This is a genomic window from Pseudomonas sp. (genome assembly GCF_030684895.1).
Lineage (GTDB): Bacteria > Pseudomonadota > Gammaproteobacteria > Pseudomonadales > Pseudomonadaceae > Aquipseudomonas.
Map to the genome: position 1 here is coordinate 125,234 of NZ_JAUXXP010000001.1, position 20,616 is coordinate 145,849.

Annotated in this window: 16 protein-coding genes; 7 read left to right on the forward strand and 9 right to left on the reverse strand. The window is 63.6% G+C overall.

Going from position 1 to position 20,616, the window contains the following annotated elements; all coding sequences use genetic code 11:
• Position 1: 1 nt before the first annotated feature.
• The 3 genes from Q8M42_RS00590 to nirB form a co-directional block, all read right to left on the reverse strand.
• Positions 2 to 1,363, reverse strand: coding sequence for an OprD family porin (locus Q8M42_RS00590; protein WP_305282866.1), 1,362 nt, complete (start codon positions 1,361 to 1,363; stop codon positions 2 to 4).
• Positions 1,364 to 1,643: 280 nt separating this feature from the next.
• Positions 1,644 to 2,021, reverse strand: coding sequence for a nitrite reductase small subunit NirD (nirD, locus tag Q8M42_RS00595; RefSeq protein WP_304865045.1), 378 nt, complete (start codon positions 2,019 to 2,021; stop codon positions 1,644 to 1,646).
• Positions 2,021 to 4,579: a nitrite reductase large subunit NirB gene (gene nirB / locus Q8M42_RS00600; RefSeq protein WP_304865043.1), complete on the reverse strand. Its 2,559-nt coding sequence runs from the start codon at positions 4,577 to 4,579 to the stop codon at positions 2,021 to 2,023. Before nirB ends, nirD begins: the two co-directional genes overlap by 1 nt.
• Positions 4,580 to 5,124: 545 nt before the next feature.
• Here nirB and Q8M42_RS00605 point away from each other — a divergent pair.
• Positions 5,125 to 9,192: a bifunctional nitrate reductase/sulfite reductase flavoprotein subunit alpha gene (locus Q8M42_RS00605; RefSeq protein ID WP_304865041.1), complete on the forward strand. Its 4,068-nt coding sequence runs from the start codon at positions 5,125 to 5,127 to the stop codon at positions 9,190 to 9,192.
• Positions 9,193 to 9,382: 190 nt separating this feature from the next.
• Here Q8M42_RS00605 and Q8M42_RS00610 read toward each other — a convergent pair whose 3' ends face one another.
• The 3 genes from Q8M42_RS00610 to hemF all read right to left on the reverse strand — a co-directional run bounded on the left by Q8M42_RS00610 (position 9,383) and on the right by hemF (position 11,846).
• Positions 9,383 to 10,009, reverse strand: a complete 627-nt coding sequence (locus Q8M42_RS00610) for a bifunctional 2-polyprenyl-6-hydroxyphenol methylase/3-demethylubiquinol 3-O-methyltransferase UbiG (protein WP_304865039.1) — start codon at positions 10,007 to 10,009, stop codon at positions 9,383 to 9,385.
• Positions 10,010 to 10,013: 4 nt separating this feature from the next.
• Positions 10,014 to 10,838 carry a shikimate dehydrogenase gene (gene aroE, locus Q8M42_RS00615; RefSeq protein WP_304865037.1) on the reverse strand — a complete coding sequence of 275 codons (825 nt, stop codon included), beginning with the start codon at positions 10,836 to 10,838 and terminating at the stop codon, positions 10,014 to 10,016.
• 90 nt (positions 10,839 to 10,928) lie between these two features.
• Positions 10,929 to 11,846, reverse strand: a complete 918-nt coding sequence (gene hemF, locus Q8M42_RS00620) for an oxygen-dependent coproporphyrinogen oxidase (protein WP_304865036.1) — start codon at positions 11,844 to 11,846, stop codon at positions 10,929 to 10,931.
• 182 nt (positions 11,847 to 12,028) lie between these two features.
• Between hemF and Q8M42_RS00625 the strand changes: the two genes are divergently transcribed.
• Positions 12,029 to 13,006, forward strand: a complete 978-nt coding sequence (locus tag Q8M42_RS00625; protein ID WP_304865034.1) for an NADPH:quinone reductase — start codon at positions 12,029 to 12,031, stop codon at positions 13,004 to 13,006.
• An 81-nt stretch (positions 13,007 to 13,087) separates the two neighbouring features.
• Here the strand turns inward: Q8M42_RS00625 and Q8M42_RS00630 are convergent, their stop codons facing one another.
• The 3 genes from Q8M42_RS00630 to Q8M42_RS00640 all read right to left on the reverse strand — a co-directional run bounded on the left by Q8M42_RS00630 (position 13,088) and on the right by Q8M42_RS00640 (position 15,925).
• Positions 13,088 to 13,645, reverse strand: coding sequence for an L-threonylcarbamoyladenylate synthase (locus Q8M42_RS00630; RefSeq protein WP_304865032.1), 558 nt, complete (start codon positions 13,643 to 13,645; stop codon positions 13,088 to 13,090).
• Between the two features lie 54 nt (positions 13,646 to 13,699).
• Complete coding sequence (gene dprA / locus Q8M42_RS00635) at positions 13,700 to 14,803, reverse strand: DNA-processing protein DprA (RefSeq protein WP_304865030.1); 1,104 nt, start codon at positions 14,801 to 14,803, stop codon at positions 13,700 to 13,702.
• Between the two features lie 96 nt (positions 14,804 to 14,899).
• Positions 14,900 to 15,925: a LysM peptidoglycan-binding domain-containing protein gene (locus Q8M42_RS00640; RefSeq protein ID WP_304865028.1), complete on the reverse strand. Its 1,026-nt coding sequence runs from the start codon at positions 15,923 to 15,925 to the stop codon at positions 14,900 to 14,902.
• A 152-nt stretch (positions 15,926 to 16,077) separates the two neighbouring features.
• Here Q8M42_RS00640 and def point away from each other — a divergent pair, with 152 nt between their 5' ends.
• From def to Q8M42_RS00665, 5 genes are read left to right on the forward strand one after another with little or no spacing between them, the layout of a single operon-like run.
• Entirely contained in the window at positions 16,078 to 16,584 is a 507-nt protein-coding gene (def, locus tag Q8M42_RS00645) for a peptide deformylase (RefSeq protein WP_090378757.1), read from the forward strand.
• 53 nt (positions 16,585 to 16,637) lie between these two features.
• Positions 16,638 to 17,582 (forward strand): methionyl-tRNA formyltransferase, encoded by a 945-nt coding sequence (gene fmt / locus Q8M42_RS00650; RefSeq protein WP_304865025.1) that lies wholly within the window; start codon positions 16,638 to 16,640, stop codon positions 17,580 to 17,582.
• Entirely contained in the window at positions 17,579 to 18,892 is a 1,314-nt protein-coding gene (gene rsmB, locus Q8M42_RS00655; protein ID WP_304865023.1) for a 16S rRNA (cytosine(967)-C(5))-methyltransferase RsmB, read from the forward strand. Before fmt ends, rsmB begins: the two co-directional genes overlap by 4 nt.
• Positions 18,893 to 18,904: 12 nt before the next feature.
• Positions 18,905 to 20,278, forward strand: a complete 1,374-nt coding sequence (gene trkA / locus Q8M42_RS00660) for a Trk system potassium transporter TrkA (RefSeq protein ID WP_304865021.1) — start codon at positions 18,905 to 18,907, stop codon at positions 20,276 to 20,278.
• Between the two features lie 9 nt (positions 20,279 to 20,287).
• Complete coding sequence (locus Q8M42_RS00665; RefSeq protein ID WP_304865019.1) at positions 20,288 to 20,605, forward strand: hypothetical protein; 318 nt, start codon at positions 20,288 to 20,290, stop codon at positions 20,603 to 20,605.
• Positions 20,606 to 20,616 lie beyond the last annotated feature (11 nt).

Consider the following 20,616-nt stretch of genomic DNA (forward strand, 5'->3'; position numbering starts at 1 on the left):
GTTATAACAGCGGCAGGCTGTAGCTGACGATCAGGCGGTTCTCGTCCAGATCGGTCGCGGCGTTGCTGCGGAAGGTCGCATTACGCCAGGAGAAACCCAGGCCTTTCAGCGGGCCGTCCTGCAGGGCGTAGTCCAAACGGAAATCGCGTTCCCATTCCTTGCGGTCGCTGGCAGCAGAGTCGATGTTGCTGCCGGACAGGTAGGTTACGGTGGCTTTCAGGCCCGGTACCCCAGCGCTGGCAAAGTCATAGCCGTATTCGGCCAGCCAGGTGCGCTCGCCGGCACTGGCGAACTTGCCGATCTGCCGGTCGGTGATCAGGTACGCAGTGGCACCATCACCCTGGCTGACAAACGGGAAGGCGCTGTCGCCGGAGACTTGCTGATAGCCGGCGCTGAGGGCGTGGCCGCTCAGGCTGTAGGTGAACAGCGCGCTCCAGGTGTTGTTGTCGACTTCACCGGCGTTGCTGTCGCTCGCTGTCCAGTAGCCGCTGCTCTTGTAGCCTTGGGCGCGGCCAGCAGCGCTGCCGTTCTTACCGTCGGAGCCGCTGTTGAAATAACGCAGGTCGGTCTTCAGCGCGCCAACTGGCAGGGCCAGGTTGTGGGTCAGGCCTAGGAAGTGCTGTTTGTAGAAGTCTTCCAGGCTGCCGTAGTAGTACTGCGCGGTGAGGTCCTTGGTGATCTTGTAGTCGCCACCGGCAAAGATAAATTCGTTGGAGTCAGCCAATGCTGTGGTGGCTGGGGTGCCGTTGGGGCGGGTTGCGCCACCGATACGCAGGCCGATATCGTCGGTGGAGCTGCGGGTCTTGGTGCTTTCCAGCTGGCCGGCGGTGAGGGTCAGACCGTCGATCTCGGCGGAGGTGATTTGTGCGCCTTCAAAGGTTTGCGGCAGCAGACGGCCATCGTTGAAGTTGATCACTGGCAGCTTGGGCTGCAGGGTGCCGAGGCGTGCTTCGGTCTTGGAGAAGCGCACCTTACCGGTGACGCCCGCCTTGCCGTAGTTGTCCACCGCGCTGCCGTCGCTTTCCAGGGGGAACAGCGCGCCTGGGGTGCGGCTGCGGTCGGCTTTGCCGGTACGGCCGCCGCTGTCCAGTTTGACCCCAACCAGGCCGATGGCATCCACACCAAAGCCAACGGTGCCCTGGGTGTAGCCCGAGACAAAGTTGAGCTGGAAGCCCTGACCCCACTCTTCGGCTTGCGAGCTGCGCGAAGCGGCCAGGCCTACGTCATCCTGGCTTTCGCGGTTATCGGCGTTGAAGTAGAAGTTGCGCAGGTTCAGCGTGGCTTTGCTGTCTTCGATAAAGCCGGCGGCGGTGACCTGATTGGCGATGGCGGCCAGCGTAATCGCTAGGGTGGTTCTGTGCACTGTGCTTACTCCTGTGTGTTGTTATTAGTGTTGTGACGGCAATGCAACCAGAGTTGGCTTCGCATCAGTGCAATACCGCTGTATATCTTTGGATATAGCGCTATACGAGCAACAGAAATTGCAAGCAACCCTCTGATTTGCCGAGAGGCCGACAAGCTATAGGGTCAACCGATCATGCAAGCTGGAGCGTATAAAGCCAAAAGCTGACTTTTAAGTCAAGTAATGCTTTGTTCAGTCAATGCGCCGGAGCTGACTACGTCAGCCCCGTTCACCCATCGCCTTAGCTCAGGCCAATTTCCACCCGGTCACCCTGCAAGCGCACCGGCCAGGTGCGCAGTTGCTGTTCGGGGTATTCCAGGCAACTGCCGTCTTCCAGACGGTAGTGTTGTTTGTACAGCGGCGCAGCGATGACCAGATCACCGGCCAGGCTGCCGACAATGCCGCGACCGATGACGTTGGCGCCGGACTTCGGATCGCGGTTATCGACGGCATACAGCTGTTTGCCGCTGGTCTCGTCAGGTAGGTAGAACAGTGCGACCTGGGCGCCGTCGACCCAGGCGACCACGCCGGAATTGGCCACCAGATCGGCACGGTTGCACAGGGCGCGCCATTGCACGCTGGTTTGTTCGACTGTTGCGGTTGCGCTCGACTGGCTCATCAGACCACCTCCTCGAATAGCGGAATAAGGGCAAGCTCGTCGGCGCGCACCGGGCGGCGCTGGCCGCGCTCCTCGACAAACTGGATATCCGGGTCGCCGCCCTGCTGGTTGACGAAGGTGCGGAAGCGCTTGAGCTTCTCCGGGTCCTTCAGAGCGTTGGCCCATTCGCACTCGTAGCGGTCGATCACCAGCTGCATCTGCGCTTCCAGTTCGGCGGCGAGATTCAGGCTGTCGTCGATGATCACTTCCTTCAGGTAATCCAGGCCGCCTTCCAGCGACTCGCGCCACACCGAGGTGCGTTGCAGGCGGTCGGCGGTGCGTACGTAGAACATCAGGAAACGGTCGATGTAGCGGATCAGGGTTGCATCATCCAGATCGGTGGCGAACAGTTCGGCGTGGCGTGGGCGCATGCCGCCGTTGCCCGCCACATAGAGGTTCCAGCCGTTCTCGGTGGCGATCACGCCAACGTCCTTGCTCTGCGCCTCGGCACATTCGCGGGTGCAGCCGCTGACGGCGAACTTGATCTTGTGCGGCGAACGCAGGCCCTTGTAGCGGTCCTCCAGCAGCAGCGCCATGGCCACGCTGTCCTGCACGCCGTAGCGGCACCAGGTGCTGCCCACGCAGGACTTCACCGTGCGCAGCGACTTGCCGTAGGCGTGGCCGGTCTCGAAGCCGGCGGCAATCAGTTCGGCCCAGATATCCGGCAGTTCGTGCAGCTGCGCACCGAACAGGTCGATGCGCTGGCCGCCGGTGATCTTGGTGTAGAGGTCGTATTTCTTCGCCACCGCGCCGATGGCCAGCAGGCCGTCCGGAGTGATTTCGCCGCCAGGAATACGCGGCACCACTGAGTAGGTGCCGTTCTTCTGCATGTTGGCCATAAAGGTGTCGTTGGTGTCCTGCAGCGGCACCAGCGCCGGATCGGTGATCGAGCGGTTCCAGCAGGAGGCGAGGATCGAACCCACCGCCGGCTTGCAGATGTCGCAACCGACATGACCACGGCCGTGCTTGGCCAGCAGCGCCTCGAAGCTCTCGATGCCTTCGACGCGAACGATGCCGTACAGCTCCTGGCGGGTGTAGGCGAAGTGTTCGCACAGGCTCTTGTCCACCACCACGCCGCGCGCAGTCAGCTCGTGCTCGAACACCTGCTTGAGCAGCGCCGAACAGCCGCCGCAACCGGTGGCGGCCTTGGTACAGGCCTTGAGCCCGGCCAGGTCGCCGCAACCGCCGTCGATGGCGGCGCAGATCGCGCCCTTGCTGACGTTGTGGCAGGAACAGATGGTCGCGGTATCCGGCAGGGCGTCGGCACCCAGCGCCGGGGCGCCTTCGCCTTGCGGCAGAATCAGGCAGGACGGATCGGCCGGAAGCGCAATGCCGTTCTGCACGTACTGCAGCAGGGTGTCGTAGTAGCTGTTGTCGCCGACCAGTACAGCGCCGATGGCCTGCTTGCCGTCGGCGGATACGACCAGACGACGGTAGCTGGCGTTGGCTTCATCGATAAAGCGGTAGCTGCGCGAACCGGCGGTGGCGCCGTGGGCATCGCCGATAGAGCCGACATCGACACCGAGCAGCTTGAGCTTGGTCGACATATCCGCGCCCATGAAGGGCTCGCTGTCTTCGCCGCACAGCTGGGTGGCGACGCTGCGGGCCATCTGGTAGCCCGGTGCAACCAGGCCGAAGATGCCGCCGTTCCACGCCGCGCACTCGCCGATGGCGTAGATGGCCGGATCGCTGGTGCGGCACTGGCTGTCGATGGCCACGCCGCCGCGCGGGCCGAGTTCCAGGCCGCACTGCTTGGCGATGGCGTCCTGCGGGCGGATACCGGCGGAGAACACGATCAGGTCGGTCTCAAGGAATTCATCCCCAGCAAAGTTCATCCGGTAGCGGTATTCGCTGCCCGGGGTGATCGACTGGGTGCCGCGTGACAGGTGCACGCTGACGCCCAGGGCTTCGATCTGTGCTTTGAGTGCCAGGCCGCCGTGATCATCCAGTTGCACCGGCATCAGCCGTGGGGCGAATTCCACCACATGGGCTTCCAGGCCCAGGGACTTCAAGGCGTTGGCCGCTTCCAGGCCGAGCAGGCCGCCACCGACCACTACACCACGGCGCGCGCTCTTGGCGGCAGCCTGAATGGTGTCAAGGTCGGCCAAGGTGCGGTAGACCAGGCGCGAATCGCCTTCGGCGCCTTCAATCGGCGGCACGAAAGGGTAGGAGCCGCTGGCCAGCACCAACTGGTCGTAGGGGAAGCTGCCCTCGGCGGTGATCACTTCGCGGCGTTCGCGGTCGATCTCCAGCACCGGCACGCCCAGGTGCAGGGTCACGCCCGGCGTCTGGTACAGCGCGACACCGCTGAGGGCCAGGGATTCGGCATCGCGGCCGGTGAAATACTCGGAGAGGTGCACGCGGTCATAGGCGCGCAGCGGCTCTTCGCTGAATACATGCACGCGGTACTGCGCCAGCGCGCCACGCTCGATCAGTTGCTCGACGCAGTGATGGCCGACCATGCCGTTGCCGATGATGATCAGCCGTTGCTGGTCTGTGGAGGTATCTGTGCTGTTCATGGCATTTCCCGGCCGAAGCTCATCAGGTTTTTCTGCGGCAATAAAAAAAGCGCCTGAAACCTTGCGGTTTCAGGCGCCTTTGCCTGTTCTGTGCGGTGCCTTTGAGTGACACCTGATACCCATTACCTATAGAGGCTAACGATCGCCATTGATCGAATGGGCGGCCCGAATGTGGCGGGCTCGCTGGGGCTCATGCAGCGCCTGTGCCAGTTTCCCCGCAGCAGCCTGCGGCCCGCATTGCAGCGGGCTACAGGCGCAGTTGCAGGCTCACCTGCCCGGCGCAATAAAGACCCAAAAAGAGGCGAGCAGAGCAGCCTGCTGCCCCATTATGAGTCGCGCAAAACCGGCCCAGCTGTCCCGCACACACCTCGCCAGGCCTTGCCACGCGGGCGTTCAAGCCGCCCTGGCGAACCCTGGCGCGTGCCTTGCTATAGACCAATCCAGGTAATCAACGCTGATTGCCCATCCACGACAAAGACGCCGTGCCACTCCCGTTTCGACGGAGGGTTGCATGGCGTTTTGCGTTTCAGGTGCAGGAGAGGGGTGTGGCGAACAAAACCGTGCGAAGTGTCTGTCCCTATTGCGGCGTCGGCTGCGGCATCGTCATGCACGTGGAAAACGGCAAGATCGCCAAGGTCAGCGGTGACCAACAGCATCCGAGCAACTTCGGCCGCCTGTGCACCAAGGGCAGCACCTGCGCCCAACCGCTGAACGAATCCGGCCGCATGCAGCACGCCTACCTGCGCAGCGAACGTAACCGCGACCCTGGGCAAATCGCCATGGATGCGGCCATCAGCGCCGCCGCCGCCCGCCTGCGCGCGATCCTCGACGAACACGGTCCGGACGCCATCGCCCTGTATGTCTCCGGGCAGATGTCGCTGGAGGCGCAATACCTGGCCAACAAGCTGGTCAAAGGTTACCTGGGCAGCAACCAGATCGAATCCAACTCGCGCCTGTGCATGGCCAGCGCCGGCAGCGGCTACAAACTGTCGCTGGGCGCCGACGGCCCGCCCGGCTCGTACCAGGATTTCGACAAGGCCGATGTGTTCTTGGTTATCGGCGCAAATATGGCCGACTGTCACCCGATCCTGTTTCTACGCCTGATGGCACGGGTCAAGGCCGGCGCCAAGCTGATCGTCGTCGACCCACGGCGCAATGCCACGGCGGACAAGGCCGACCTGTTTCTGCAGATCAAACCGGGCAGCGACCTGCTGCTGCTCAACGGCCTGCTGCACCTGCTGCACAAGAACGGCCACACCGATCCGGCGTTTATTGCCGAGTTCACCGAAGGCTGGGAGGTCATGCCGGACTTCCTCGAAAGCTACACCCCCGAATACGTCGCCGCCCACACCGGGCTCAGCGAAGCAGCGATCCGCCAGGCCGCACGCTGGATCGGCGAAGCCGGCGAGTGGATGAGCTGCTGGACCATGGGCCTCAACCAGAGCACCCACGGCACCTGGAACACCAACGCCCTGTGCAACCTGCACCTGGCCACCGGCAAGATCTGCCGCCCCGGCAGCGGGCCGTTCTCCCTCACCGGCCAACCCAACGCCATGGGCGGCCGCGAGATGGGTTATATGGGCCCCGGCCTGCCGGGCCAGCGCAGCGTGCTGGTGGACGACGACCGCGCCTTTGTCGAGCAAGTATGGGGCGTGCCGACCGGCACCCTGCACACCCGCCTGGGCGGCGGCAGCGTGACGCTGTTCGAGGATCTGGCCGCCGGCAAGGTCAAGGCCTGCTGGATCATCTGCACCAATCCGGTGGCGAGCATGGCCAACCGCTCCACGGTGATCGAAGGGCTGAAGGCCGCCGAACTGGTGATCGCCCAGGACGCTTTTCTCGATACCGAAACCAATCGCTACGCCGACATCCTCCTGCCCGGCGCGCTGTGGGCCGAAGCCGAGGGGGTGATGATCAACTCCGAACGCAACCTGACCCTGATGCCGCAAGCGGTCGAACCGCCCGGCGAGGCCATGGCCGACTGGCGGATCATCGCCGAGGTGGCCTGCGCCATGGGCTTTGCCGACGGCTTCAGCTACGAATCAGCCGAGCAGGTGTTCGAGGAAATCAAACGCTTCCACAACCGCAAAACCGGTTATGACCTGCGCGGCGCCAGCTACCCGCGTCTGCGCCAGACGCCGCTGCAATGGCCCTGCGCCAGCGAGGCGGGCGACGGGCGCATGCCGCTGCGCTACATCAACGACGGAATCAGCCAGACGCTGCACATTCGCGAAGACGGCAACACGCCGCGCCTGGCCTTTGCCACGCCCAGCGGCAAGGCGCAGTTCTTCCCGCGCCCGCACCTCGATCCGGCGGAAATGCCCGATGCCGACTTCCCCTTTGTGCTCAACACCGGGCGCCTGCAGCACCAGTGGCACACCCTGACCAAGACCGGCAAGGTCGCCACGCTGAACAAGCTCAACCCCGGCCCCTTTATCGAAGTGCACCCGCAGGACGCGGCCGCCCTTGGCGTGCGCGACCGCGACCAGCTGGAAGTCCGCTCGCGGCGTGGCCAGGCCGTGCTGCCAGTGCAGATCAGCGACCGCGTGCTGCCCGGCGGCTGCTTTGCGCCGTTCCACTGGAACGATGTGTACGGCGACAACCTGGCGATCAACGCGGTGACCAGCGACGCCATCGACCCCATCTCTCAGCAGCCGGAATTCAAGTTCTGCGCCGTCAGCCTGCGGCGTATCGAGCTGATCGCCCATCAACGCCTCGACTCGCCGGCCGCCGAGGCAGTCGACAGCACTCGCCTATCTCACCCGCCCGAGGAACTCGCGATGTCCAGCATCGAAACCTTTGCGGCCCTGGTCGGCGTGGATTGCAGCGCGCCGCCGCCCCTCAGCGAAAGCGAGCGCAGCTATATGGCCGGCTATATCAGCGGCTTGCGCAGCAACCCCGGCGGCGGTGTGCCCAGCCTGCCGAGCCAGGCGCCCCTGGCCGAGCCGACCCGCCTGTGGCTCGACGGCATGCTCGCCGGGCTATTCAGCCGCGTCACACCCTCGGCACTGGCAGCGACCCCTGCGGTAACCCTGTTGTGGGCCTCGCAAACCGGCAATGCCGAAGCGCTGGCCGAACGCCTGGCAGCACATCTAAGCGAAGCCGGGGTGGCCGTGGCGCTCAGCTGCATGGCCGATTACCCACCGCAGCAACTGGCAAGCGCCGGCTCGGTGTTGCTGCTCAGCAGCACCTTCGGCGACGGTGATGCGCCGGACAACGGCCAGGCCTTCTGGAGCGCCCTGCAGACCAGCGACCTGCGCTTGGAAAATCTGCGCTATGCGGTACTGGCGCTTGGCGACCCGAATTACGAGCAGTTCTGCCAGCACGGCAAAAACCTCGACCGCCGCCTGGCCGAACTCGGCGCCACACCGCTGCGACCTTGCCTGGATTGCGACAGCGATTTCGACGACGCAGCAGCGGCCTGGCTAAGCGAGCTGCTGCCGTTGCTGCGCCCAGTCGAAACGGAAGTTGCACATAGCGCCGCCATGACCGAGCCCGCCAGCACGCAGCGGGTGAGCAAAACCCAGCCGCTACCCGCGCGTCTGGCGCTTAACCTGCGCCTGAACGCAGCAGGTGCAAGCAAGGACACCCGCCAGTTCGCCTTCGCCCTGGGCGACTCCGGCCTGACCTACGAAGCCGGCGATGCCCTCGGCGTATGGCCGCGCAATTGCCCGGAGCTGGTCGAGGAAGTGCTCGAACTGGCGCACCTGGACGGCGAGCAACTGGTCAACGTGGCCAAGGTCGGCGACCTGCCGCTGCGCGAGGCGCTGACCAGCCATTTCGAAATCGCCCGACCAAGCAACGAAGCCCTCGCCCTGGTCGCCGAACGCAGCGCCAGCAGCGAGCTGCACAGCCTGCTTGGCGAGCGCAAAGCCGAGCTGAAGGACTGGCTGTGGGGCCGCCAACTGGCCGATGTGCTGCAGGCCTATCCGGCTGAACACACGGCAGGCGAGCTGCTGGGCAGCCTCAAGCGCCTGCAACCGCGCCTGTATTCGATCTCATCGAGCCCCAAGGCGCATGCCGACGAAGTGCACCTGACTGTTTCCGCCGTGCGCTACGGCAAGCGCAAGGGCGTGGCCTCAACCTTTCTCGCCGACCGTGCGGATAACCGCGAAGTACCGCTGTTTGTGCAGAGCAACAAATACTTCCGCGTACCACAGGATGGCGACGTACCGATGATCATGATCGGCCCCGGCACCGGCGTGGCGCCGTTTCGCGGCTTCCTTCATGAGCGCCGCGCACGCGGCGATGCCGGCAAGAACTGGCTGTTCTTCGGCGAGCAGCATGCCGCCAGCGACTTCTACTACCGCGACGAGCTGACGGCGATGCAGCACGACAGCCTGTTGACCCACCTCAGCCTGGCCTTCTCCCGTGATCAGGCGCAGAAGATTTACGTGCAGGATCGTATTCGCGAGCAGGGCGGCGAGCTGTGGCGCTGGCTGGAGGAGGGTGCGCAGCTGTATGTCTGCGGCGACGCCAACCGCATGGCCAAGGATGTCGAGCAGGCGCTACGCGATGTGGCGCGCGAGCATGGTGGCTTGAGCGAGGAGCGCGCCGCCGAACATATCCGCCGTCTGGCCGAACAGAAGCGTTATCTGCGTGATGTGTACTGATTAGGGTGGATCACGCTTCATCGATCCACCATTGCGGTGGACGTGAAAAACGACGTCCACCCTACGGACTGAGCCAGGCTCTGCCCCTGTTTCGTAGCCTGGATAAGCCGAAAGCGCAATCCGGGTATCACGGCATCACCGAGCCCCCTTTCCCGGATTACCCTGCGCTAATCCAGGCTACAGCCGAGCGTTAGCTGCGCCGCCAGACACTGGCCAGCCAGGGCTGCTGCTCACGCGGCAAACCCGCCGGGCGGTAGTAATGCTGAAGCTCGCTAAAGCCGGCGGCGTTGAGCAGCACGCGCCAGTTGGCCAGGTCGTGATAGGCGCCGTAGCGCTCGCCATTCCAGCCTTCCTGGTTCTCACCACGGGGGTTGGAGCTGAACAACACGCCGCCGGGTTTGAGGGTGGCATGCAGCTGCTTCAGCACCCGTGGCAGTTCCTGGCGGGGAATATGAAACAGCGAGGCATTGGCAAACACCCCGTCGAAGCGCTCCGGCGGCAGATCAAGGGCGAGAAAGTCCTGCTGCCAGGCTTCGCAGCCACTGTCGGCGCGGGCCATTTCGACAAAGCGCGCGCAACCATCCAAACCGACGGCGCTGTGGCCCATGGCGCTAAAGGTACGCAGATCGCGCCCAGGGCCGCAGCCGAAATCGAGAATCTGGTAGGGCGCCGTGGCCTGGATATGCGCGAGCAGGGCGGCGATATTCTGGCTGACATCGTGGTCGCGGGTGCCCTCGCGAAAGTCTTCGGCGCAGTCCTGATAATGGCGCAGGGTCAGTGCGCTGATCTGCACCAGTTCGTCGGCACTCAATCCCACAGTCTTAGCCCTCGGCCAGCAGGCGGCGCAGTTCGGCCAACACCGGGGCGCTGACTGGACGCACATCGCGCCACAGGGCAAAGGCTTCGGCGGCCTGCTCGACCAGCATGCCCAGGCCATCCAAAGTGCGCGCCGCGCCGTGCTCGGCAGCCCAGCGGTTAAAGGCGGTCAACTGCTTGCCGTACATCATGTCGTAGCACAGGGTATGGCCGGGCTGAATCAGGCTTGGCGCAATCGGCGGCAGCTCGCCGGCCAGGCTGGCCGAGGTGCCGTTGATAATCAGGTCCACCGGCGCATCAATCCAGTCATAACCGCTGGCAACCACCGGGCCCAGGTCGGCGAACTCGCGGGCCAGTTGCTCGGCCTTCTCCACCGTGCGGTTGGCAATCACCAGCGCCGCCGGCTGCTCGGCCAGCAACGGCTCCAGCACCCCGCGCACCGCGCCGCCAGCGCCCAACAGCAGGATGCGTTTGCCCTTGAGGGCTACCCCGGCATTCACCGTCAGATCACGCACCAGGCCGGCGCCGTCAGTGTTATCACCAAGCAGGCTGTCGTCGGCAAGCTTCTTCAGGGTATTCACCGCACCGGCGCGTTGGGCGCGGGGGCTGAGCTGATCAGCGAGAGCAAACGCCTGCTCCTTGAACGGCACGGTGACATTGGCACCCAAACCCTCGGCAAAGAACCCACGGGCAAATCCGGGGAAGTCCTCCAGCGGCGCGAGCAGGGCTTCATAACTCAGCTGCTCGCCGGTCTGCTGGGCAAACAGGCGATGAATCAGCGGCGACTTGCTGTGGCCAATGGGGTTGCCGAATACGCCGTAGCGGTCCATAAAAAATCCTTGCTGATTACAGAGTTCGTAGCCCGGATAAAATCCGGGAACGGTCGCTGGAACTCCCCGGATTTCATCCGGGCTACGCAATTACGCCTTGGCCGAGAGCCAATCGCGGTCAGTGAGGAAGTATTCGGTCAGGCGCGCCTCTTCACTGCCCGGCTCTGGCTTCCAGTCGTAGCCCCAGCGTACGTGCGGCGGCAGCGACATAAGGATCGACTCGGTACGCCCGCCGGACTGCAAACCGAACAGGGTGCCACGGTCAAACACTAGGTTGAACTCGACATAGCGGCCACGGCGGAAGGCCTGAAACTCGCGCTCGCGCTCACCATAGGGGGTCAGCTTGCGGCGCTGCACGATGGGCAGATAGGCGGCGATATAGGCATCGCCGATGGCACGCATAAAGGCGAAGCTGGTGTCGAAATCCCACTGATTCAGATCATCGAAAAACAGCCCGCCAATGCCGCGCGGCTCGCCGCGGTGCTTGAGGTGGAAGTAGCGATCACACCAGGCCTTGAACTTCGGGTAGACCTCGGCACCGAAGGGCGCGCAGGCGTCATGGGCGACCTGGTGCCAGTGCCGGCAGTCCTCTTCATTGCCGTAGTAGGGCGTCAGGTCGAAGCCGCCGCCGAACCACCAGACCGGCTCTTCACCTTCTTTCTCGGCGCTGAAGAAGCGCACGTTGGCATGGGAGGTCGGCACATAGGGGTTTTCCGGGTGGATCACCAGCGATACGCCGAGGGCCTCGAAACCACGCCCGGCCAGTTCCGGCCGATGCGCACTGGCTGAGGGCGGCAGGCTGTCGCCGAACACATGGGAGAAGTTCACCCCGCCCTTTTCGATCAGCGCGCCGTTCTCCATCACCCGCGTGCGGCCGCCACCGCCGGCTGGCCGCTGCCAGGCATCCTCGAAGAAGTCGGCACCGCCGTCTTCGGCTTGCAGAGCAGTGCAGATACGGTCTTGCAGATCCAGCAGGTAGGCTTTGACGGCCTCAGTACGGTCACTCACGGCGGCACCTTGAAAACGGGTAAGGCCAGGCGGCACGTGGCCGCGGGGAAAAATGGGCGGCCAGCATAACACCAGCCACCCCACGGCCGCAGTTGACGGCGGTCAATGCAGACGATTGGATAACGGCACTTTTCTGCCCGTGCGGGCATCATCCAGGCATTCAATCGCGGAAGACTCTGAAAATGGCCATGCGCATCCAATTCAACCGTCACGGCGGCCCGGACGTTCTCGAATACACCGACTACACCCCTGCCGCCCCAGGTCCGAATGAGGTACGGGTGCAGAACCAGGCAATTGGCCTGAATTTTATCGACACTTATTTCCGCAGCGGCCTGTATGCGCCGCCAGCGCTGCCGTCCAGCCTGGGCACCGAGGGTGCAGGGATCGTCGAGGCGGTGGGCTCGGCAGTGAGCGGCTTTCAGGTGGGCGACCGCGTGGCCTATGCCACCGGGCCGCTGGGTGCCTACAGCGAACTGCATGTGCTGCCGGCCGAGAAGCTGGTGAAACTGCCGGACGCAATCAGCTTCGAGCAGGCCGCCGCAGTGATGCTCAAGGGGCTGACGGTGCAGTACCTGCTGCGCCAGACCTATCCGCTGCAGGGCGGCGAAACCATTCTGTTTCATGCTGCCGCAGGCGGGGTTGGCTCCTTTGCCTGCCAGTGGGCCAGGGCGCTTGGGGTCAAGCTGATCGGCACCGTCAGCTCCGCCGAAAAAGCCGCACGGGCCATCGATCAGGGCGCTTGGGTGACCATCGACTACAGCCATGAAAACGTCGCCCAGCGCGTGCTGGAACTGACCGCTGGCAAGAAGTGCCCGGTGGTCTACGACGGCGTCGGCAAGGACACCTGGGAAACCTCGCTGGACTGCGTGGCACCGCGCGGCCTGCTGGTCAGCTTCGGTAATGCGTCGGGCGCAGTCAGCGGGGTCAACCTGGGCATCCTCGCGCAAAAAGGTTCGCTGTTTGTCACCCGCCCAACCCTGGCCGGCTACGCCGATACACCTTCCCGGCTACAAAGCATGGCTGATGAACTGTTCGCCATGATCGCCAGCGGCCAACTGCAGGTGGAGATCAGCAACCGCTATGCGCTCAAGGATGCGGCGCTGGCGCAAAGCGCCCTGAGCGCACGGCAGACCACGGGCTCGAGCATTCTATTGCCTTGAAACCAGGTAGCCCGGATGTAATCCGGGGGGCGATGTCGGGCCATCCCCGGATTGCATCCGGGCTACGAGATGAAGCGCAACCTACGACGCCCTGACCACATCGCCGCTGATCAGATCACGGATCAGGCTGGGGTTCTTGCGTCCGCCCAAGGCACCGCCAAGCACAGCATCCAGCTGGCCAGGGAAGTACTGCTCGACACGCAGACGCGAACGCGCAGACGGGCGGCCTGCCGGATTGGCCGAAGTCGACACCAACGGGCCGGTCAGCCGGCACAGCGCCCGCACCTGCGGATGATCGCTGACGCGCAGGGCAACGCTGTCGTGCTGGCCGCTGATCCATTCGGGCAAGCGGTTCTGATGCGGCACCAGCCAGGTGTTGGGCCCCGGCCAGCTGCCGGCCAAGCGTGCCAGCCAGATTTCCGGCAGATCTTCGAGAAGAAAGTCGAACTGTTCGATATCGGCGGCCACCAGAATCAGTCCCTTGTGCACGGGCCGATCCTTTAGCGCCAGCAAGCGCTCCACCGCTTCGTCATTCCAGGGATCACAGCCCAGCCCCCATACCGCCTCGGTCGGATAGGCAATCACCCCACCATTGCGCACCACCCGTGCGGCTTGCTGTATCTGCCAGTTGCTGACCATTCACTGCTCTCCGCTAAACACTTGACGGGCAGTGTATCCAAGCCAAGACCCTGTTCAAGGTGCGCGGCCCACCCAGCGGCCATTTTCACAGGCAACGCGGCCGTCCAGTTCCAGCTCGGTCAACGCCGCCAGCACCTCGGCCAACGGTAAGCCACTGGCGACCACCAGCGCCTCGCTGCTATGCGGCGCGGCATGCAACAGCGCCAACAGTGGATGACTGGGAAGCTCCGGCTTGTGCGCAGCACTGGCGGGTGGCTGCGCCTGCCAGCCGTGCAAGGCCTGGAGAATATCTTCGATACTTTCCACCAGCGTGGCGCCTTCGCGAATCAACTGATGGCAGCCCCGCGCGCCGGGATGATGGATCGAACCGGGAATCGCATAGACCTCGCGGCCCTGTTCGGCGGCCAGACGCGCGGTGATCAGCGAGCCACTGGAGGGGCTGGCTTCCACCACCAGCACGCCAACGGATAGACCACTGATGATGCGATTGCGCCGGGGGAAATTGCTCGCCTGGGGCGGACAATCCAGCGGCAACTCCGACACCAGTGCACCACCACGGGCAACGATATCTGCGGCGAGTTTCTTGTGCCGCGCCGGATACAAACACTGCAAGCCCGTACCAAGCACCGCCACCGTCTTGCCGCCGGAATCCAGTGCGCCCTGATGGGCCGCGCCATCAATGCCCAGGGCCAAACCGCTGGTAATCACAAAGCCGCCACCGGCCAGGCTGCGGGCAAAACTCTGCGCCGTATCCAGCCCTGGCCGCGATGCACGCCGACTGCCGACCATGGCCAGTTGCGGCTGCTCCAGCAGCGCGGGGTCACCCTCAATAAACAGCAGCGGCGGCGCATCCGCCAACTCGGCCAGCAACCCCGGATAAATCACGTCATCCCACATCAGCAAATGATGTGTATCAGCGTCCAGCCAAGCCAGGCTTTGCGCGGCGCGTTCACGTACCTCGACGCTGCGCCGCGCGTCACTGCACGCCTGCGGCAAACCCAGAGAACGCCAGGCGCTGGCCGGTGCGCTGAGCGCGGCAGAAGCACTGTCGAAGGCACTGAGGAGTTTGCGAAAGCGGCGAGGGCCCAACTCCGGCAAGCAGTGCAGGCGCAGACGGGCTTCAAGCTCAGCTGGGGAAATAGCAGAAGGTTGCGACATGCGGATCATCCTTGATCGGTCGCGCCGCACAGCGGCAGGGTGGCGGCCAGGGATGGCACGCCATAAAAAGCCCCGCATTTGCGGGGCTTTTCGGTGTTACGGATTACGCACTTTGTCCATCAGTTCAAGCGAGCGAGAAGCCCCAAGCACCAGGCCATAGCTAAGTTTGTCGTAGGTGCGGAACACCATCAACAAACCGGAACGCTCGTCCGGAATCTTCACCGATTCGCCCGTTACGCGGTCGCGCACGGTTTCACCGGTCTTGTAGATCGCCAACACGTTGCCTTCGCTCAGGCCATCACGGGCGCCCTTGTTGATGGTGACCACATCGAACTGACCAACCTGAGTCACGCCGCGCGGCACATCAAGGATCACACCGTTGATCTCGCCAGCTGGTTCACTCGGCATAAAGGTCGAGTTGATCGCACGCTCTTCGGTAGGGAACAAACGGTCACCGAGACGTACTTCCTGAGTCGAGCGACTCAGCAGCATAGTGCCGACATCGCCTTCCTCGGCAACGATCTCACCCGAGCCGATATCATCGGCGTTGATCCCAAGGAATTCCTGGGTGTCCGGGTCCGTGTAGGTTTTACCCTGACGGAAGATGCCGTAAGCCGGCGCCGCTTCATCAAAGACCCCACGGGCATACACACGATCACCAGCGCCACTGACAACGCGCTCGGCGTTGCCGGCAACGATATACGGCGCACCCAGGAACTGTTCAGGGGTATCGACTATGCGGTTGCTCAGCAGAAAGCTGTTGATTGCCTCCAATGGAATCGCCGGGATAGCTTCAGCCATCGGCGTGCTACGCACCTGTGGCGACAGCTTGATGGTGCCGCGCGACTCGCCGCGGTTGAGCATCAGGCGTGGCTGACCATCGATATACACCAGGCTGAGTTGGTCACCCGGATAGATCAGATGGGGGTTTTCCACCTGTGGGTTGGCGTGCCAGATTTCTGGCCACTTCCACGGCTGGCTGAGAAATTTGCCGGAGATATCCCAGAGGGTATCGCCCTTGACCACGGTATAACGGTCTGGGTGACCGTCCTTGAGTTGCACTTCGGCCTGGGCCAAGCCACTTGCCGCAAGCAGCAGCAGGGCGAGTAGTGATTTCCTCATGCGGTGAATCCCTTTATTATGTGTCTTCACGTGGAGCGCCCTAGCGCCGCGACAAAACCCAGTCGTGCTGCGGCGTGAAGCCGTTTTTCAATGCTGCTCATCATCTTAGCAGCGGATTTTGACTTTATTCCACAAGTGCATCACAAACGCATATGGCGATCCTGAATATCCTCGAATTTCCCGATCCGCGCCTGCGCACCATCGCCAAGCCGGTGGACGTAGTCGATGACGCCTTGCGTCAGCTGATCGATGACATGTTTGAAACCATGTACGACGCACCCGGCATCGGCTTGGCGGCGACGCAGGTCAACGTGCACAAGCGTCTGGTGGTGATGGATCTGTCCGAAGACAAGTCCGAACCACGGGTGTTTATCAACCCCGAGTTCGAGCCGCTGACTGATGAAATGGATCAGTACCAGGAAGGCTGCCTGTCGGTGCCGGGCTTCTACGAAAACGTCGACCGCCCGCAGAAGGTCAAGATCAAGGCGCTGGACCGCGATGGCCAGCCCTACGAGCTGATCGCCGAAGGCCTACTGGCCGTGTGCATCCAGCACGAGTGCGACCACCTCAACGGCAAGCTGTTTGTTGATTACCTGTCTAATCTCAAACGCGACCGGATCAAGAAGAAGCTGGAAAAGCAACATCGCCAGCAGGCTTGAGCCACACCTTTCAAAGGCTTGCTGCGGCAAGCCTTTTTCTTTAGCGAGCCCCCATGACTGAAGCACTGCGTATTGTCTTTGCCGGCACACCGGAATTTGCCGCCGAACACCTCAAGGCCTTGCTCGACACGCCACACCAGATCATTGCCGTGTACAGCCAACCGGATCGTCCAGCCGGCCGTGGCCAGAAACTCACCCCCAGCCCGGTCAAGCAGCTCGCCCTGCAGCACGATATTCCGGTGTACCAGCCGCAGACCCTGCGCGACCCCGTCGCCCAGGCCGAACTGGCGGCGCTCAAACCCGACCTGATGGTGGTGGTGGCTTACGGCCTAATCCTGCCGCAAGTGGTGCTCGATATCCCGCGCCTGGGTTGCATCAACAGTCACGCCTCGCTGCTGCCACGCTGGCGCGGCGCCGCACCGATCCAGCGTGCGGTCGAAGCCGGTGATGCTGAGTCCGGCGTTACCGTGATGCAGATGGAGGCTGGCCTGGATACCGGGCCGATGTTGCTCAAGGTCAGCACGCCGATTGCAGCCGAAGACACCGGTGGCAGCCTGCACGACCGCCTGGCCACACTCGGCCCACAGGCCGTGATCGCCGCTATCAGCGGCCTGGCCGCCGGCAACCTAGTTGGCGAAGTGCAGGACGACAGTCTGGCCACCTACGCGCACAAACTGAACAAGGATGAAGCGCGCCTGGACTGGAGCCGCCCGGCCATTGAGCTGGAGCGTCTGGTGCGGGCCTTTCACCCCTGGCCAATCTGCCATAGCACGCTAGGCGGCGAGGCATTGAAAATACACGCTGCAGAGCTGGGCGATGGCAGTGGCGCCCCAGGCACTATTCTCGCCGCCGATAAATCCGGTCTGACTGTGGCCTGCGGCGAAGGCGCGCTGCGCTTGAATCGTCTGCAGCTGCCCGGCGGCAAGGCGCTGAACTTCAGTGACCTGTACAACAGCCGCCGCGAGCAGTTCGCCACTGGCCTGGTGCTCGGGCAATGAACCCGCGCCTGGCCGCCGCCCGCTCCCTGGCCGTGGTGCTCAATGGCAAAGCCTCGCTGGGCAGTAGCCTGCCGCCGCTACTGGATAAGGTCGAGCAGCGCGACCGTGGCCTGGCCCAGGACCTGGCCTTTGGCACCGCGCGCTGGCAGCCCCGCCTGGCATTGATCGCCGAAAAGCTGCTGCAGAAACCCTTTAAAGCCGCCGACCGTGATGTCGAGGCGCTGCTGCTGATCGGCCTCTATCAGCTGTTCTACACACGCATTCCAGCGCACGCCGCCATCGGCGAGACGGTGGCCTGCGTCGACAAATTGAAGAAACCCTCGCTCAAGGGCCTGCTGAATGCCGTGCTGCGCAATGCCCAACGCGAGCATGAGTCGCTGCTGGCCGAACTGGATCGCGATCCGGTGCTACATACCGCTCACCCGCGCTGGCTGCAAAAAGCCCTGAAAGCCCAGTGGCCGGACCAATGGGAGGCCATCTGCGCGGCCAACAACGCCCACCCGCCGCTGATTCTGCGGGTCAATCGCCGCCTCGGCAGCCGTGATGACTACCTGGCCGAACTGCGCCGCGTAGGCTTTGAAGCGGAGCCCTGCAGCTTTAGCCGTGACGGCATCCGGCTGCTGCAAGCCTGTGATGTCACCACCCTGCCGGGTTTTGCCGAAGGCCGCGTCAGCGTGCAGGACGAAGCGGCGCAACTGGCTGCCGAACTGCTCGACCTGGCGCCCGGCCAACGCGTGCTAGACGCCTGCGCCGCGCCCGGTGGCAAGACCTGTCACCTGCTGGAAGCCGAGCCCGCACTGGCCGGCGTAGTGGCCGTGGATCTGGAAGAAAAGCGCCTGGTGCGCGTACGCGAGAACCTCAAGCGCCTGGGCCTGGAGGCCGAGCTGATCGCCGCCGATGGCCGTGACCTGGCGGCATGGTGGGACGGCAAGCCGTTCCAGCGCATCCTGCTCGACGCGCCCTGCTCAGCCACCGGGGTGATCCGCCGGCACCCGGATATCAAACTGACCCGCCACGCCGATGACATCCCCGCCCTGGCTAAGCTGCAGGGCGAACTGCTGGACAGCCTGTGGCAGACCCTGGAGGTCGGCGGCATCCTGCTTTACGCCACCTGTTCGGTGATGCCGGCGGAGAACAGCGAGAATATTGCTGCCTTCCTGACGCGCACTCCGGGTGCTCGCGAGCTGGATATCGCCGGGGCGTTTGGTATCAAGCCGGCCCACGGTCGCCAGCTATTCCCGCAAGTAGACGGCCACGACGGCTTCTACTATGCCAAGCTGATGAAAATCGCTGCCGCCCCGCGCGGCTGAGGAACAGACTGCATGAAGATCATCATTCTCGGTGCAGGCCAGGTTGGCGGCACCCTGGCGGAACACCTGGCCAGCGAAGCCAACGACATCACCGTGGTCGACACCGACGGCGAACGCCTGCGTGACCTCGGTGACCGCCTGGATATCCGCACCGTACAGGGCCGCGGCTCGTTCCCCACGGTGCTGCGTCAGGCCGGCGCAGACGATGCCGATATGCTGGTGGCGGTGACCAACAGCGATGAAATCAACATGATCGCCTGCCAGGTGGCCTACAGCCTGTTCCACACCCCGACCAAGATTGCCCGGGTGCGTGAAGCGGCTTACCTGACTCGCAGCGGCCTGTTCAGCAACGAATCGATCCCGGTCGACGTACTGATCAGCCCCGAGCAGGTGGTGACCAACTACATCAAGCGCCTGATCGAATACCCCGGTGCCCTGCAGGTAATCGACTTCGCCGAAGGCAAGGCCCAGCTGGTGGCGGTCAAGGCTTACTACGGCGGCCCACTGGTCGGCCAGCAGTTGCGTCAGTTGCGCGAGCACATGCCGAATGTCGACACCCGGGTGGCGGCGATCTTCCGCCGTAATCGGGCGATCATGCCGCAAGGCGACACGGTGATCGAAGCCGATGACGAAGTGTTCTTTATCGCCGCCAAGGCGCATATCCGCGCGGTGATGAGCGAAATGCGCCGCATGGAAGATAGCTACAAGAAGGTAGTGATCGCCGGCGGCGGGCATATCGGCGAGCGCCTGGCCGAAGCTATCGAGAGCCGCTACCAGGTAAAGATCATCGAGATGAACCCGGCGCGCTGCCGCTACCTCTCGGAAACCCTCGACAGCACCATCGTGCTGCAGGGCAGCGCCTCGGACCGCGACCTGCTGGTGGAAGAGAACATCAGCGACGCCGATATCTTCCTGGCCCTGACCAACGACGACGAGGCCAACATCATGTCGTCCTTGCTGGCCAAGCGCCTCGGCGCTCGCAAGGTGATGACCATCATCAACAACCCGGCCTACGTTGACCTGGTGCAGGGCGGCGAAATCGACATCGCCATCAGCCCGCAGATGGCCACCATCGGCACCCTGCTGACCCACGTGCGCCGTGGCGATATCGAAAGCGTGCACAGCCTGCGCCGCGGTGCCGCCGAGGCCATCGAAGCGATTGCCCATGGTGACGCCAAATCGAGCAAGGTGGTCGGCCGCGCTATCGCCGATATTGACCTGCCGCCGGGCACTACCATCGGCGCGATCATCCGCAACGAAGAGGTGTTGATCGCCCATGACAACACGGTGATCGAGACAGGCGACCATGTGATCCTGTTCCTGGTCGACAAGAAATACATCCGCGATGCCGAGCGGTTGTTCCAGGTCGGTTTGACGTTTTTCTAGGAATCACCGATGAGCACTGAAGCCCTGGAAAAAATGCTGGCCAAGGGAATGGACAACGCCCTGCTGCGTTTTGGCCTGGGCAAGGGCTATCTGGATGCGGCTGAGTTCGCCAGGGCGGCGGAGCATTTGCAGCGCTGCGTTGAGTTTGATGCGCAGTATTCAGCTGCCTGGAAGCTGCTCGGCCAGGCGTTGAACAAACAGGGGCTCAGCGCCGAGGCGCGGGCGGCCTGGACGCAAGGCTTGCGGGCGGCAGAAGAGAAGGGTGACAAACAGGCGGGCAAGGAAATCAGCGTGTTTCTTAAGCGTCTGGACAAGCTCGCTCAGTAATCTAAGTAAGC